This is a genomic window from Peribacillus frigoritolerans (genome assembly GCF_001636405.1).
Taxonomy (GTDB): Bacteria; Bacillota; Bacilli; order Bacillales; family DSM-1321; genus Peribacillus; species Peribacillus frigoritolerans.
Genome location: NZ_KV440950.1, coordinates 3,769,091 through 3,784,220 on the forward strand (window position 1 = coordinate 3,769,091; position 15,130 = coordinate 3,784,220).

12 protein-coding genes and 1 pseudogene are annotated in these 15,130 nt (G+C 40.0%); all 13 read right to left on the reverse strand.

What is annotated here, in order from left to right; all coding sequences use genetic code 11:
* Positions 1-378: 378 nt before the first annotated feature.
* On the reverse strand, positions 379-549 hold the full coding sequence (locus A6755_RS27165; protein WP_174878740.1) for a hypothetical protein: 171 nt from the start codon (positions 547-549) through the stop codon (positions 379-381).
* 328 nt (positions 550-877) lie between these two features.
* Entirely contained in the window at positions 878-2,320 is a 1,443-nt protein-coding gene (locus A6755_RS17830; protein WP_063591540.1) for an aldehyde dehydrogenase family protein, read from the reverse strand.
* Positions 2,321-2,378: 58 nt separating this feature from the next.
* The gene (locus A6755_RS17835; protein ID WP_063591541.1) at positions 2,379-3,863 is read right to left on the reverse strand and encodes a sodium:solute symporter family protein; all 1,485 of its coding nucleotides are present in this window, start codon (positions 3,861-3,863) and stop codon (positions 2,379-2,381) included.
* Positions 3,860-4,054, reverse strand: a complete 195-nt coding sequence (locus A6755_RS17840; protein ID WP_084737926.1) for a DUF3311 domain-containing protein — start codon at positions 4,052-4,054, stop codon at positions 3,860-3,862. Before A6755_RS17840 ends, A6755_RS17835 begins: the two co-directional genes overlap by 4 nt.
* Positions 4,055-4,288: 234 nt before the next feature.
* A complete protein-coding gene (locus A6755_RS17845) occupies positions 4,289-5,716 on the reverse strand; it encodes an amino acid permease (RefSeq protein ID WP_063591543.1) in 1,428 nt (475 codons plus the stop codon).
* A gap of 69 nt (positions 5,717-5,785) precedes the next feature.
* Positions 5,786-6,961: a Glu/Leu/Phe/Val family dehydrogenase gene (locus tag A6755_RS17850; RefSeq protein WP_063591544.1), complete on the reverse strand. Its 1,176-nt coding sequence runs from the start codon at positions 6,959-6,961 to the stop codon at positions 5,786-5,788.
* Positions 6,962-7,663: 702 nt separating this feature from the next.
* Positions 7,664-9,136, reverse strand: coding sequence for an aldehyde dehydrogenase family protein (locus tag A6755_RS17860; protein WP_063591546.1), 1,473 nt, complete (start codon positions 9,134-9,136; stop codon positions 7,664-7,666).
* Positions 9,133-9,285, reverse strand: coding sequence for a hypothetical protein (locus tag A6755_RS27170; RefSeq protein ID WP_174878741.1), 153 nt, complete (start codon positions 9,283-9,285; stop codon positions 9,133-9,135). Before A6755_RS27170 ends, A6755_RS17860 begins: the two co-directional genes overlap by 4 nt.
* Positions 9,286-9,645: 360 nt before the next feature.
* A complete protein-coding gene (locus tag A6755_RS17865; protein WP_063591547.1) occupies positions 9,646-10,806 on the reverse strand; it encodes a M20 family metallopeptidase in 1,161 nt (386 codons plus the stop codon).
* A gap of 75 nt (positions 10,807-10,881) precedes the next feature.
* Positions 10,882-11,433, reverse strand: a pseudogene (locus A6755_RS26290) (hypothetical protein).
* A gap of 68 nt (positions 11,434-11,501) precedes the next feature.
* Positions 11,502-13,175 carry a thiamine pyrophosphate-binding protein gene (locus tag A6755_RS17875; protein ID WP_063591549.1) on the reverse strand — a complete coding sequence of 558 codons (1,674 nt, stop codon included), beginning with the start codon at positions 13,173-13,175 and terminating at the stop codon, positions 11,502-11,504.
* 473 nt (positions 13,176-13,648) lie between these two features.
* Positions 13,649-14,698 (reverse strand): aromatic ring-hydroxylating oxygenase subunit alpha, encoded by a 1,050-nt coding sequence (locus A6755_RS17880; protein WP_084738218.1) that lies wholly within the window; start codon positions 14,696-14,698, stop codon positions 13,649-13,651.
* Between the two features lie 174 nt (positions 14,699-14,872).
* Positions 14,873-15,124: a ferredoxin gene (locus A6755_RS17885; RefSeq protein WP_063591550.1), complete on the reverse strand. Its 252-nt coding sequence runs from the start codon at positions 15,122-15,124 to the stop codon at positions 14,873-14,875.
* Positions 15,125-15,130: the final 6 nt, after the last annotated feature.

Sequence of the window (15,130 nt, forward strand, 5' to 3'; positions counted from 1 at the left end):
TTCCATTCTTAAGCCACCATTCAACTAACAAGTGCATTAGTGTTAGTTGAATGGTGGCCTTTTGAACGTATGGTTCTTACAATGACCATACATACATATTCAAAAGAAATTCCCATTATTATATACAAATAGACTCTTCGCTACCAGCATAACAAGATGAGCAGGACAACAGCTTAAAATACTTCATGTAAAAGTGTCCTATCTTTTGTACTTTTCAAGTATGTGGTTCCCACCTTTTCAAGTTAGGGGAAACATTAAAAACCTTGCCTCAGCTTCCAGTGAGGATACACCGTTTATTTGATAACAAGCTTTATTTCCCTTGTTGTTTTTACTGAATGTCATCTAGGGTATCTAGCCAGACAATTATGTAGTTGTTTGTTAATCGAAATCTTCCACAACGATGGAAGCACTAATAGGATACGGCAAGCCCAAGACTTTTGTTGACCTGAATTTGAAGGAGACAGCCTTGAATCCCTCTTTTTTTAAATATTCGGTAATGGCTTCTTCTACTTCTTTGCTATCCAACTGAATTTCTTTGATTAATTCCATATCTCCGTAGCCTCCTCAGGCAAATTAAATTAGTCCTACACAAAAAACAAATCTAATTTCACTACAGATCGTCTCGGCAACATGAATTATACTTGAAAGCTTCAACCCCCTTGTATCTGTCACTATAATGTCGTTCTCTTTTTTATAAGGTTTTTTACAAGACTTTCATTTCATTAGAATACTCCTTACCTACCTCAAAGGGAAAAGGGGAAGATGGTCAGCCCCTCACCACTTTAAAGTGGTAAGGGACTGACCCTTTTTTCTCTTTTTAAATATTGTATTTAAAAAGAGAGTCTTTCCTGCATCTAATATGTAAAACCGTTAAAAATTACATTGGATCCATATAAACTGTCTTCACTTCTGTATAAAATTCAATAGCAGTTTTGCCCTGTTCACGACTACCGGTACTAGAATTTTTACAACCGCCAAATGGTAATTGTGGTTCTGTTCCAGATGTTTCCGAGTTAACATGTACAAGTCCTACTTCTGCATCTTCAACAAAACGGCGAGCCATTGTTAAATTGTTTGTACAGATGGCTGCACTAAGGCCATATTCTGTATCATTTGCTATTTTCACTGCCTCCTCATAATCTTTGGCTTTAAATAATGCAATAACTGGACCAAAAATTTCTTCACGGGCAATTTGAGCATTTGTTGGCACGTTTTCAAATATTGTTGGTTTTACATAAAAACCTTTTTTTAATTCATCATCCTCCGGGACCTCCCCACCGCAAAGCAGTGTTGCTTCTAATTTCCCTGTTTCTATCATTTCAAGCACTCCATCAAGCTGTGTTTTCGATACGGCAGGTCCGATATATGTTTCTTCGTGAAGTGGATTCCCTATTCTTAATTCCTTCGTACGCGCTACAAGCCGATCACGGAATGATTCGTAAATTCCTTCTTCTACAATCACACGACTAGTAGCTGTACATTTTTGACCGGTAGATTTAAATGCACCGTCTACAGCTATTTCAACTGCTTTTTCAAGGTCTGCGTCATTTAGAACAACAAGTGGGTTTTTTCCGCCCATTTCCATCTGTACCTTTTTCCCGTGTTCTACAGCCTGTTCTTGAATGTGCCGACCTACTTGATTCGAACCGGTAAAAGAAATGGCTTTTATATCTGGATGTTTCACTAATTCATTCCCAATTACAGAGCCCCTGCCAAATACACAATTAAGGACTCCTGCTGGTAGACCAGCTTCATCAAAAGCCTTCATGACATGATATACAGATTTTGGTGTTAAATCAGCAGGCTTAATCACCACCGTATTTCCGTATATAAGTGCTGGTGCCATCTTCCATACTGGGATCGCAATTGGATAATTCCATGGTGTAATTAATCCCACAGGGCCTAAGGGTGTACGAGTCGTATACAAAAATGTTTTCTCTTTAGCGGACGGTATTACTTCTCCAAGTGGTTGCCGTGCTTCAGCCGCAAAATATTCGAGGATACTTACTGCACGATTGGCTTCCCCCATCCCTTCTGATAAACTTTTTCCCTCTTCTCGAATTAGATCCCGTCCTATTTCCTCTATGTTTTCTTTTAGAATAGCCGCAGCCTTTTGTAAATAAGTTGCTCTTTGGTGAATGGAAAGTATTTTCCAATCTAGAAATGCATCTTTTGCAGCTGCAACCGCATCGTGTACATCAGTTGCTGCACTGGATGGGAATTCCCCTAGGCTTTCTTTGTTATGTGGACTAAGATTCTCTCTAAATTCCTCTGTAGAGGGTGCTTTCCATTGTCCATTAATGTAATTTAAATAACGCATCCTTCAATATCCCCCTTGAATTTCCTATTATTCTTTTTTCGCTCTCTACTTCATACAATTATCCAACTAGATTTTTCGTATTCGTGTCTTCCTCCACTGTGGCACCTTGTTTTCTTGTTATGGCACTGACAACTAACGTTACAACAATATTGATAATTAATATGGCTAATCCGATATCTAAATCCTTGATTACTTGTGGAAGGGACGGGAATAATGTTTCAAGTGACGTTTCTGTAATAGTTAAATATACGACGATTATAATACTGACAATCATTCCGGAAAAAGCCCCCTGAACGGTAACAGGATTCCTTTTCCAAAGACTAAAAATCAGTGCAGGAGATAACTGTACCATAAAACTATAAGACAAGAGATAAAGCGTAAGAATGTTGTTTCCGCCATTGAATGTAAAGTAAAGTGTCACCAAAGCAATGACAGGCACCAACATTTTGCTCAACTTTACCAACTGTTGATCAGTTGTGTTTGGTTTCCATACTTTATAGATGTTTTTAGAAAGAATCGTTGCAGTTGCCGTCAATATTAATGAACTTGGGATAAGAGCGGCCATTGCTCCAGCTGCCCCAATCACACCAACAAACCAAGGATCAAAAGACATTTTAGCCATTTTAAACACGGCTAAATCTGCATCTGTGCCATTTAAATTTGGAACTTGAATAATAGCGGAAAAGCCGATAAGCAAGGAAAAAACAATAATAATCTGATAAATGGGCATTACCCCCGCATTCACACGCAGTGATTTAGCACTTTTAGCCGAGAACACCCCCGCTAGCATATGTGGAAACATGTAAAAGCCTAGTGCCGTCATGATCGTTGCAGAAACAAACCATGATATACTCAACCCTTGTTCAGGGAATAGTAAAAATTCACTTTTTGCCGTATTGATTGCTTCAAACATCGGACGTATTCCGTCGTAATAATGAAAAGGAAAATAAAATCCCATAAAGACGATCACAGCTAGGATCAGAATATCTTTAATAATCGCTGTCCATGCGGCCCCATGCATCCCTGATACCGTTACATAAATTGTGATGGCAATCACCCCTACCACTATCGCCATGTTGGGAGAAATCGAACCATAGGATGCTTGGGATACAATAATTCCCAACCCTTTTAACTGCATCACCAAATACGGGATAATGGCAATAACACTTATTATTGCTACTAGAACGCCGAGAGCCGGGCTATTATACTTTTTTTCATAGAAGTCTGATTGGGAGAGGACATTATTTTTCTTCGCAAACTTCCAAATGGGTGGCAACAACCAGTAAGCGATTACAAAATAGAAACAATTAAAAGCGTATAGGGCTGTGGGCATACCAGATCTATAGACACCACCACTTGCTCCTAGAAAGGTATAAGTAGTAAACATCTCACCCGCTAGCAAAAAGAACAGCAATATACTTCCAAAACCCCGTCCCCCGACAGACCACTGTTCCATATTCATTTCTTTCCCTTTACCAGCCTGTAGTCCTAACCATATACACAAAACTAGGAAAAAGAGTATTACTAGAAGGGCTGCATTCATAATTCTTCTTCCTCCTTATTTGAGGTATCCAGTTTATTAGCAATGATCAAAAACAAAGATGTCAGACAAACCCAGCATATAGCCCAAAAAAGGACAAATGGCAATCCAAGTACATAGGGTTCCACTCGATTAATCACAACAAGTGAACCCAAGGCAGGTATGATAGTTAATATAAAAACCTTCTTTTTCATCTTCCATCTCCTCATTTAGAATACATACATGTATATATGGTTGTTGTATCTTACAATTCAAAACAGGCTAGTGGATGGATCCAAAATAGCCTGAATATTCACTTGATACTAAATACAATGATTTAATAGAAATATCACGACCGAGAAGAATTGCGGGAGCAGGCATTAATGTTATGCAACTATTACGTTTCTTTATTTCATTCCCCTAAAAGTTCTGCATATGATCCTAAAAATCTATTTTACCGTTTTATTGGGTTGCCCATTTGTTAGGATAGTAGCATCGATTTTCTTTCTGGTAAATTTAAAATAGTAAAAGACATAACAAGCTACAATGAAGCCGAATCCTATATACAGTGAGGTCCGTTGTGTCGGATCGAAAGCGGTAAACACGACGATACCTACGCACATGATGAGGCAACCAATTGGAACTAGAGGGAAGAATGGAACCTTAAATTTTAAATCCTCCAACTTTCCACCAGACGCAATATACTGTTTGCGGAATTTATACTGTGCAAACGCAATCGCCATCCACGTAACCAACCCTCCAACACCACTGATAGCAAGCAGCACTACAAATAATGTTTCTTCAGCCATGACACTAGTAAGCAAGGATAGCAAGGCAAAGACGAGAGTCACGAGTAAGGCGTTCATAGGTATACCGCGTTTGTTTACCTTTCCGAATGAACGTGGAGCCTGCCCGCTTTGTGAAAGTGAGAAAAGGATTCTCGTACAAGCAAACAAACCTGTATTTCCCACCGAAAGAATTGCTGTTAAAATAACGAAGTTCATAATATCAGCTGCATAAGGAATACCGATCATATCGAATACAGTTACAAACGGGCTTTCGAGTATACCCGCTTTTTTCCACGGAACAATTGCTGATAAGACAAAAGTTGCTAGTACATAGAAAATTAAAATACGGATGACGATACTCCGGATTGCTCTTGGGATACTCTTTTCGGGATCCTCTGTCTCACCTGCTGCAACACCCATAATTTCCGAACCCATAAACGCATAGACGACTGTCATCATCGATATAAACACACCAATCAATCCCGTTGGAAATAATCCGTCACCAATAAAGTTTGAAAATAGCGGGGCAGATTGTCCCTTTATAGGAACCAATCCGAACACCGCTGCTCCGCCAATCACGATAAAAAAGAGTACAGCAATTACTTTAATTGCAGAGAACCAATATTCCGTCTCCGCAAAGCTTCTTATTGTCAAAGCGTTTATACCGAATAAAAGCAAGGCGAAAACTGTACACCACACCCATACTGGTACATTTGGAAACCATCTGGCCATCAGTAAACTAGCCGCAATAAACTCTAGCCCTACGTAAATAGCCCAGCTCAACCAGTAAGTCCAGCCGATCATAAACCCAGAGGCGGGGCCGATAAAGCGCTCTGCATGGGCTTGAAATGAACCGGAGACCGGCATCACTACGGATAGTTCTCCAAGACAAACCATGACCATGTACATAAGTAAGCCCCCGACCAAATAGGCAGTAATGGCCCCTACAGGTCCGGCTTCACCGATTGCATACCCGGACCCTAGGAAAAGACCAGTTCCAATGACTCCACCTATGGAAAGCATAAATAAATGTCTACTTTCCATCGAACGTTTTAATTCTTTTGGTTGACTCCCTTGTACCGACTTCATCCAATCCCCACCGTTTCTTCTATCCGAACGAAATATTTAGGAGAAATTATGATCCGTTTTATTAACTGCTTATCGAGTAGCTACCTTTTTGGACGGATCCTCAAACTCTAATAAATCGCTGACTTCCGGTTTGAAAATTTCATTAGCAACGTCTCGCTGATACCTGTTTTGTTTCTTTGCTTCCGAAAATAGTTGATAGGTATTTTTTCGGCATAGCTTTTCAATATCATCAATCACAGCCTGCGGATCCGGTTTGACCAGTCCAAAAATAACTGCGTCATAAAATCTTATTGCACCTAGGTTCGCAACAAAATCATTGACGATGTCAATTCCCTTTTGTTTGATGATTTCGTCTCCTTCAGAAGAGATTGGAATATTAGCAGCTTCAACAATCAAGCTTGCTTTTACGGTACCAGCATTAGAATGGTTAATAACGTCCTCTAATGCACATGGGATGAGAATATCGCAGTCCACATTAAGCCAGTCCGAGTTTGGCCTTACAGTATAGTTCGGTTCAAAAAAGTCTTGATCCATTTCCCCGTATACATTCTTATGGTCAATGAGCTTTTGAACATCTAATCCTTCTTCACATGTGACTAACAAGTTCGCATCCGAAATTCCGACGACTTTATAACCTAATTGAGACAATTTCAATGCGCAACTTGCACCTACACAACCGAAGCCTTGGATGACAACCCTCGCACCGTCTTTACCATTTTTAAATTTCCAAGCTTCATCTGCCGAAAATGCACCACCATATCCTGTGACAACATCATTTAAAAGCAATCCGTCAATTCTTGTTTTCATCAGCCCATCAAAATCCTTTATCCCTTGAAGGACAGCAGGATCTTGTTTCATTGACTTCGTCAGAGGGATATCTATGCCGAATTCGTTAAAGATTTTAAGTACATCTTCATATTTAGTACCTAGATCACTTCCCAAAGATACGCCGATATCAATATAAGGCATCATTGCAATTAAAAATCTTCTTAATACGGCATATGCATCCGGAGCTTTGTAATCATAAGAAATACCTGCTTTACATCCGCCAGTCGTTCCGCTGTCACAAGCTACATACTTATAAGCCATGGCCTCGGCCAATCTTTTAACCTCTTCTTTTGTAACTGACGGATGCATTCTCGTACCGCCGCCTGTATAGCCTTTCATGAAGTTATGAACAACAAGCCATCCTTGTGCATCTGTTTCCGTATCATTCCACTCTACAACTAAATATGGTTTAGACATTCCAATACCCCCTAAAGATTTCTTATTTCACTGCTTCAATTACTATCGTAACTTACATGCAAGCCAGCCGAAGTTTGTAATCATAATGATTGTATTTTTTAGAATCCGGGTAGCAAATTCATGTATCACCCCCTCTATATGTAAATTCATAGCGGCTCTTCTTTCGCTTCTAAAAAACTTCATGTTTTCATCGAGTGCGACTCCCTCATATTTTTTAGCAAACCATGGTCGCGCCCACATTTTCACATAGAGATTCTTCACCCTGACCATTTTAAGCGCTTTCAAAAAGAAGGAGGTCCATCGATTAGTCTTGCCGCCATCTCATTCCCCCAAAAAACTCCCTCTTATAGTTTAGATACTTGCAAAATTCATCCTAACTTTTTGTATATAAAACCGGATACCGATAAGGTTTATAAAAGTGAAAGTGAGGCAATTGTGTTCATAGAGTGCCTGCAAACTACCCGCACGTGTTCAATCCAAAAGAAAAGATGAATTACCTGGCCTCGAAAAAAACTATTTCAGTAATAATCCTTGGGAGTTCCATAATAACATTGAAACTTCCACAATGACCTCTTCCATTTAATAGTAAGGTGACGTCTCAGCTATTTTTGGGATTATCGATTATTATTAGTAAACCCCAACATTAAAGTCTCTTGTATGAAAAACTTGCAGAAGATTCCCTGCAAGCTTTTCGTTAATCTTCTATTCAAACCAATGAATCGGCTTCGGAGATAGATTAATGTTAATCTGTTTCGTTTCCTGGTATTCACCCAATCCATACGTACCAAGGCTTCTGCCGATGCCACTTTGTTTATAGCCACCCCATGGGGCTTGAATATTCGTAAGGTGGTAGGCGTTCACCCATGTGATGCCAGCTCGGACTTTTTTGATGACACGCAAGGCTTTGTTTTGATCTGTAGAGAATACAGCACCCGCAAGTCCAAATACTGTGTCATTGGCAATCTTGATTGCCTCTTCTTCATTTTTGAATTTCTGAATGGTGACGACAGGACCGAAGATTTCTTCTCTGACAATCCGCATATCACTTGTTACATGAGTGAAGACGGTAGGTTCAATGAAAAATCCTTTTTCTAAACCGTCTTTCTTGATTCGATTGCCGCCCTGAGCAAGGTTTGCACCTTCTTCTTTTCCAATCCGAATGTATTCTAGTATGCTCTCGAAGTGCTTTTCGCTGACAATGGCTCCCATCTGGGATTGCTTGTCATTTCCGGGACCAACTCTTATCCCTTTTGCTTTTTCTACATATTTTTCCACAAATTCATCATAGATCCCCTCTTGAACAAGAATGCGGCTTCCCGAAGAGCAAACTTGCCCAGAACCCATGAAAATGCCAAATAAGGAGTAATCGACGGCTGTTTCCAAATCTGCATCATCAAAGATGATGTTCGGAGATTTTCCTCCCAGCTCAAGGGACACCTTTTTCATATTGCCTGTTGCGGCCTGCATGATATGGCGGCCGACCCCTGTGCTTCCAGTAAAGGAAACAACGTCCACATCATCGCTTTCGGCAATCGTCTGGCCAACAACCGATCCAGATCCCATAAGGAGGTTGGCTACTCCCTTTGGTAAATCGGACTCATCAATCAGCTCAAACACTTTTACCGCTGTCATCGGAGTAATTTCTGCCGGTTTTAAAAGAATGCTATTACCTGCTGCCAATGCTGGAGCAATCTTCCATACACTCATCAATAAAGGGAAATTCCAAGGAACAATCAATCCCGCAACACCTATCGGTTCCTTTACGATCAATGTCTGCATATCCTCGGAGGCTTCATACGCTTGGTCATTAGGTATATTAAGCAGACCTGCATAATAACGAAATGTATTAGCGGCCTCTTCAGCATCCGACCGTGCTTCTCTTCTCGTTTTTCCGTTATTTTGTACTTCCAACTCTGTTAACTCATCAATGTTTTCCTGCAATTTATCAGCAATCTGAACTAAAACCGCCGCTCTTTCTTGCGGAGAACGGTCAGACCAGACACCACTTTCAAATGTTCTCTTCGCTATTTTGATTGTTTCTTCTGTTTCTTCTTTTGTTGCTTTCGCGGCTCTGGCAATGACTTCCTGTGTAGCAGGATTAATGATATTAAGTTTTTTCGGGTCACTTGATTCTACCCATTGCCCATTTATATATTGTTTCAATTCTTTTGTCATAACTTTGTTTCCTCCCCACTTGTCAGCTTCCAGTCTTGCAAATGCGAAATCAAGACTGTGTTGCTGATGATGACAGTCATACACCCTTGATTTGCAGCACTTAAATAATTCAATCCTGCGATACCGAACAACAAATTCAATCTGGCCAATTATATCCACACTCTACAACTTAGCCGCATTCCGGAAAGTGATCCATTTACAGTGCTTTAACAATTCACACCACTGTATTCTACAGTTTTTTCAATGATAATGATAATTTATGCAAATTTCACGCCAACTTTATTCTTCAATAAAAGCTGATAATGATAAGCTTTCATTCATAAGGTTGAGTACGCTCGTACTCAAAGAGGCTCTTTTAAAACTCACCTGGAAGTAATCGATGAGCTTGGCTGGCTTATTACAATCAAATGTAAGCGCTCTATTAAAATAATAAACACTACACAATCTTTTGATAGGCTTTGAGACTCTGCTGAAGTTAGCTATTCTTATCACGATCAAAAGCGAACAAACTATTTACTCTTTTTAAATTCTTTCTTAATATTTTCCAATAAGTTTTTATCTGTTAAAACATCGTATCCCGTATAAGCTAATGCTAGTGCACCATTAACAAGTGCTTGACTGCCTTCTTCTGATACTGTTCTATCTGCAAATTCCTGGGTATGTAATACTAACTCTGTATCATTCAATCCAATAAATGGATGAATTGCTGGTACGACACGACTTACATTTCCCATATCAATAGATGCATTACTATGTTCAGCAGTTAGAATCGGTTGAACGATGATTTCTTGTAAATTCTTAGTGAAAGCTTGGGATAGATATTGATTTGTAACCATATTATCGTAGCTTATTTGATAATTTGATATTTCAAGCTCAGAACCCGTCATAAGGGCAGCACCATTTGCGATATTTTTTATTTTTTTTACAATTTCATCTAAAGTGGAACGTTGTTTTGCTCTAATATAAAATTGAGCGACTGCTAAATATGGAACAATATTCGCGGCTTGACCACCTTCAGAAATAATCCCGTGCACACGAACATCTGTCGGCAAATGCTCTCGAAGTGCATTTATACCATTAAAAAGTTGGATAACACTATCCAGTGCATTAATTCCATGTTCAGGAGCCGTCGCTGCATGCGATGCTTTTCCTTTATATTTGAATTGAAGTGCATCTACCGCCAAAGTTGTTCCACTTTCAACGGATACATTATTAGGATGGAGAATCATCGCAACATCTACACTTTCAAATACTCCTTCTTGACTCATCGGAACTTTGGCACCATTCGTTTCCTCTGCCGGAGTACCTAATACGACAACACTTCCTCCTACTTCACTTATCAGCTTGCTAAGGATAATACCAGCGCCCACACTCATCGTGCCGATCAAATTATGTCCGCACCCATGGCCAATTTCAGGCAAAGCATCATATTCTGCTAAAAAGGCTATTGTAGGACCAGCTTTTTCACCTTTAAATTCAGCTTTAAAAGAAGTTGGACGGTCAACCAATCCTGTTTCAATCCGAAAATCGTGTTCAGACAATAAGTTTGTCAGTAATTGCATTGATTCAAATTCCTTGTCACCGAGTTCAGGGTTTCTGTACATCTGATCACTGATTTCCCATAATTTTGACTTTATTTTATCTAATTCATGTTTAAGTGTATCTTTCACTATTAACATCACCTTCCTTATTTTTCAGATTATGTTTTCTAAATATATTGTTTGTTACAAGAATACTCCTGCTTCCTAAAATGGTCCATAATTGATCAATTGGGCTATTATTAAGAAAATTACTCCGACATTCACTATGAGAAGGAAATAAGGAAAAACCCATCTAACCCATCTTACGTACGGAATACCCGCAATAGCTAAGCCACCCAATAGTACTCCTCCTGTAGGGAAGTTCATATTTGACACTCCATCCCCCATTTGGGAAGCAAGTACTGTTGTTTGTCTCGTTCATCCCATCATATCTATATCTCCCAATGGCCTGACAATTGGCATAGTTAAAGCTGCTTGCCCACTGCCAGAAGGAACTAAAAAGTTAAGAGATAACTGAACAAAGAATATCCCGATTGCATTCAACGCTGGTGGGAGGCTTCCAGGTAATCCTATCCCTAGAAAAAGAGGGAGTTCCGCAATTCCTTGAGCAACTCCTATATTATATGGGTTGGTATTACCTGTTAGGAACCTGGCCATCGCTCCAAGACATACCATTGCATAACCAGTCATTGCATCGTAACCAAGCGCAATTGCCATCGGAATAATAATTCCAATATGATAAATAGATGGACATATTACTACATATTGCCATCAATTCTATCTAACTTTTAATAGACACATAGGCTCTCTAAGAGCGAGCGGTCTTATCCGTGATTTGGACGGAAAGATGCGATGTATTCGTCCGAATCTTTGTATTCCAATACTCCTACTGCTTCTACATCTACTACAACCATATAAGGTTTCTTGCTTGCGATTGCATTCGCTAACCCTTCCTTGAACTCATCGACCGAGCGTACTTTCTCTGATTCGAAGCCCATTGATTTTGCCATCATGACGAAGTCTGGGTTTTTCAAGTCTACAGATGTAAGTCTGCCATAAGCTGCTTCTTGGTAGTATCTTAAGATTCCATATCCGCCATCGTCGAATAATAGAACGATAATCGGCGTATCTTCTTGAATCGCAGTGATCATCTCACCAGCATTCACCATGAATCCGCCGTCTCCTGCAATAAGAACGACAGGCTTTTCTGGTTGACCAATTTGGGCACCGATCGCCATTGGCAAGCCTTGTCCGATACCTCCGCCGGTCATGTAGAGGTAATTTCTTGGTTCATAAATGTCGAACAATTTATTTCCCCAAGTGTATCCAGGAATGGTTACGTCAGTCACCAAGATCGTATTCTCAGGCAGCTGTTCACGCATGATATCTGCAACTTCTCCGTAAGGCCCAATTTGGCTGCGAAGGTCATCACGAACTGCTTGACGGGCAGACTTTACTTCATCTACAAAAGCTGCATCTGGATTGATCTCCTTATTTTTCAAAGCACTGTTAATCTCGTGTAAAACTGCTTTGGCATCTCCTACCAGTGTATACAATGTATCAAAATTGCGGTTAAATGCATTTGGATTCAAATCGATATTTATGTGATTTTCAGGTACTGGGAGCGTCCAGCTATACGTTTCACTACCGCGGAAACGGACCCCGATACTAATGAGTAAATCTGATTTTTTCAATAGTTCCTCCATTTGAGGTGTAACCGCAAAGTTGCCGATGCAAAGAGGATGATTTTCAGGGATAGACCCTTTCCCGGATTCACTTGTAACGACAGCAGGCTGAATTTGATCTACCAACGCTTGGAGTTCCTCGGATGCTCCCGAAGCAATAACTCCATTTCCTGCCCAGATGACCGGTCTTTTTGCAGTGGCAATTTTTTCAACCACATCAGCTGGAATGTTGATTTTTACTTCTGGATTTTGAACCGTTTCCACATCGATCAATTGATTTTGCGGAATAATTTGAGCTTGGAAATTTGTTGGAATGGAAATAGTTACTGGCCCTGTAGGAACAGTCAGTGCCTCTTTGATCGCTTTGCGCATAAAGGGTGTGATTTGCTTTGGACGCTTCAACAAATAAGCTGTTTTGTTCGCGCCCTCCATCATTTTTAACTGGTCTTTAGCTTCGTGGATATAACGTTGATCCGTTCCAATATAATTAGAATCAGCTTCCCCTGTAATGTGCAATAACGGAGTCCCGGAGTTCCATGTTTCTGTCAATGAACCTGCACCGTTCCCTGCCCCAGCACCAGTACTTGTTAATACAACGCCCAATTTTCCTGTAGCACGCGCATAGGCATCAGCCATGTTGACCGCTCCACTTTCACCGCGGGAAGTGACCATGCGGATGCTTCCTTCACGCAGCATCGCGTCATAAATCGGCATATTGTGGATACTAACGATCCCGAATACTACGTCCACTTCTGCTTGTACAAGCTCTTTTACGATTGCATCTGCAACTGTGAATTCTGTTTGATTGTTCATGGTAATATCCTCCCAAAATGTCTAATAGTTTCTAAGAAGCTTACTCCGTTAGTTTAAAGGAAAATCCAATCCGGTTACTCCATCCTGAATTCTCCTGTCTAAATAACAAATCCCCACTGTCTTACGGAGATTTCCCTTAAAGCCTTCTCCTTCAATTCCTGAAACAAATGGTCCTCTTCCTGACTCCTTCAATTTTTTCATTTTTTTGTAGCTAAACTTACGTCATATGGAATGACAAAGTTAATGACCAAAATAACTAAACCTGTATCGAAGTCCTTGATTTATGCCGAAAGGTTCTGAATAATGTGACCATTGTCGTATCAGTAACGATGAGCACTTAGGAAGGCATTCTTGCCATTCGGAGTGCTTAGCATAAGCTTTGTGCCCCTGGTACCTGAAGACGGATAGTCACTTATTCCTGAGATTTTTTGCTTTCTTAAAAAAGAAGGAGTTCCGCTATCTAGTTCCTTCTTTCACTCACCATTGATGGCGTTTTCATAAAGGCCGTGGAAAAATTTGATTGCATACTCAGTCGGAGAATAAACTCCGTATTTGAAGGCATTCGTGTGGAAACCTTTTTGCAATAACTCCACAAGATCGAAATCTTCTTTCCTGACCTGATCCACGAATCGAATCAGTTCTTTCTGCTCCTCATTAATTTCATCTGATTTAAAGTAGTAGCTATAGATAGCCAGCGATTTATCCGGAGTCAGCGGCAAAATTTGGCTTGTCGTCATATTTCCGGCTTCTCCAGGATAGATGCTCACCATCAAGTTCGGCCATACCCAATAGAAATTGGCGTGCTCCTCTTGATCTTCATTTGTTTTGTTGGTCAGTTTGGAATATTGACATGAAAAATTGTCATGCAAATCAATGTGGTAATTTTTCATATCGAAGGTTTTTGAAAACTCAGGGTGTGCAATCGTACAATGGTCACACTCCAAATAATTATCAACAACCGCTTTCCAGTTGGCATCAATGACTCTTTGTGTTACGCGAACCTTTTTCAATGAATCTAAGAACGTGTATTTTTCCAAGTTGGCCATCAATTCTCCATATGTTTCCGCCATTGGCCTTGCCTCTGGGTTCAAATTTATGAAGATCAATGACTGGAATACTTCAAGCTTCACTTGTGTCATGCAGCTATGGTTGCCTAATTCATTTGTATCAAAGTTTGGTGCCCTATTCAATTTTCCGTTCAATTGAAATGTCCAGCCGTGATAAGAACACATGAAAACCTTTTTATTCCCTTGTTCGCCTTTTTCCACTTTCGATCCTCTATGAGGACAAATATTGTAAAAGGCATTCAATTCATTATTTTTATCTCTACTGATGATTAATGGCTGATCTGCTATATCAAAAGTGAAGAAGTCTCCAACCTTTTCCACTTGGCTTGTATGTCCGGCTAAAATCCAGTTGTTTTGGAAGATTTTTTTCTTTTCCTCTTCAAATATTTGCGGGTTCACATAATTACCGTATGGAAGAGTGTGTTCCAAGTTCTGATTTGTTTGTAACTGTTTCATTTTTTCCATTCCCCCTTCTATCATTCAAATCCCTGAAAATGTTTTCTCCTAAAATTCAATTGCAAATTTCATGCCAACTACTTTTTTATATAAAAGCCGATATTGACGAGGTTTTAAAAAATGAAAGCGAGTTCATTAGCGTTCAGAGTGTGTACCTAAACTCACTCATTGGCACTAAACTGCTTCGTCTTTTAAAGAAGCTGCAAACGGTTCTTCTTCCACTTTGATTGAGTTTGTAGGGCAGCCATCGCAGGCATCCTCCAAATCATCAACAAGATCTTCCGAGACTGGCATGGTTCCTTCATTAAAATCCAAAAGGCTAAAAGAAATTCCTCTTTCATCATAATCAAAGATATCAGGAGCCACTGCCCCGCAGGCGCCGCATCCAATGCAAGTATCCCGGTCTACTTTTACATATAATGCCATCGATAA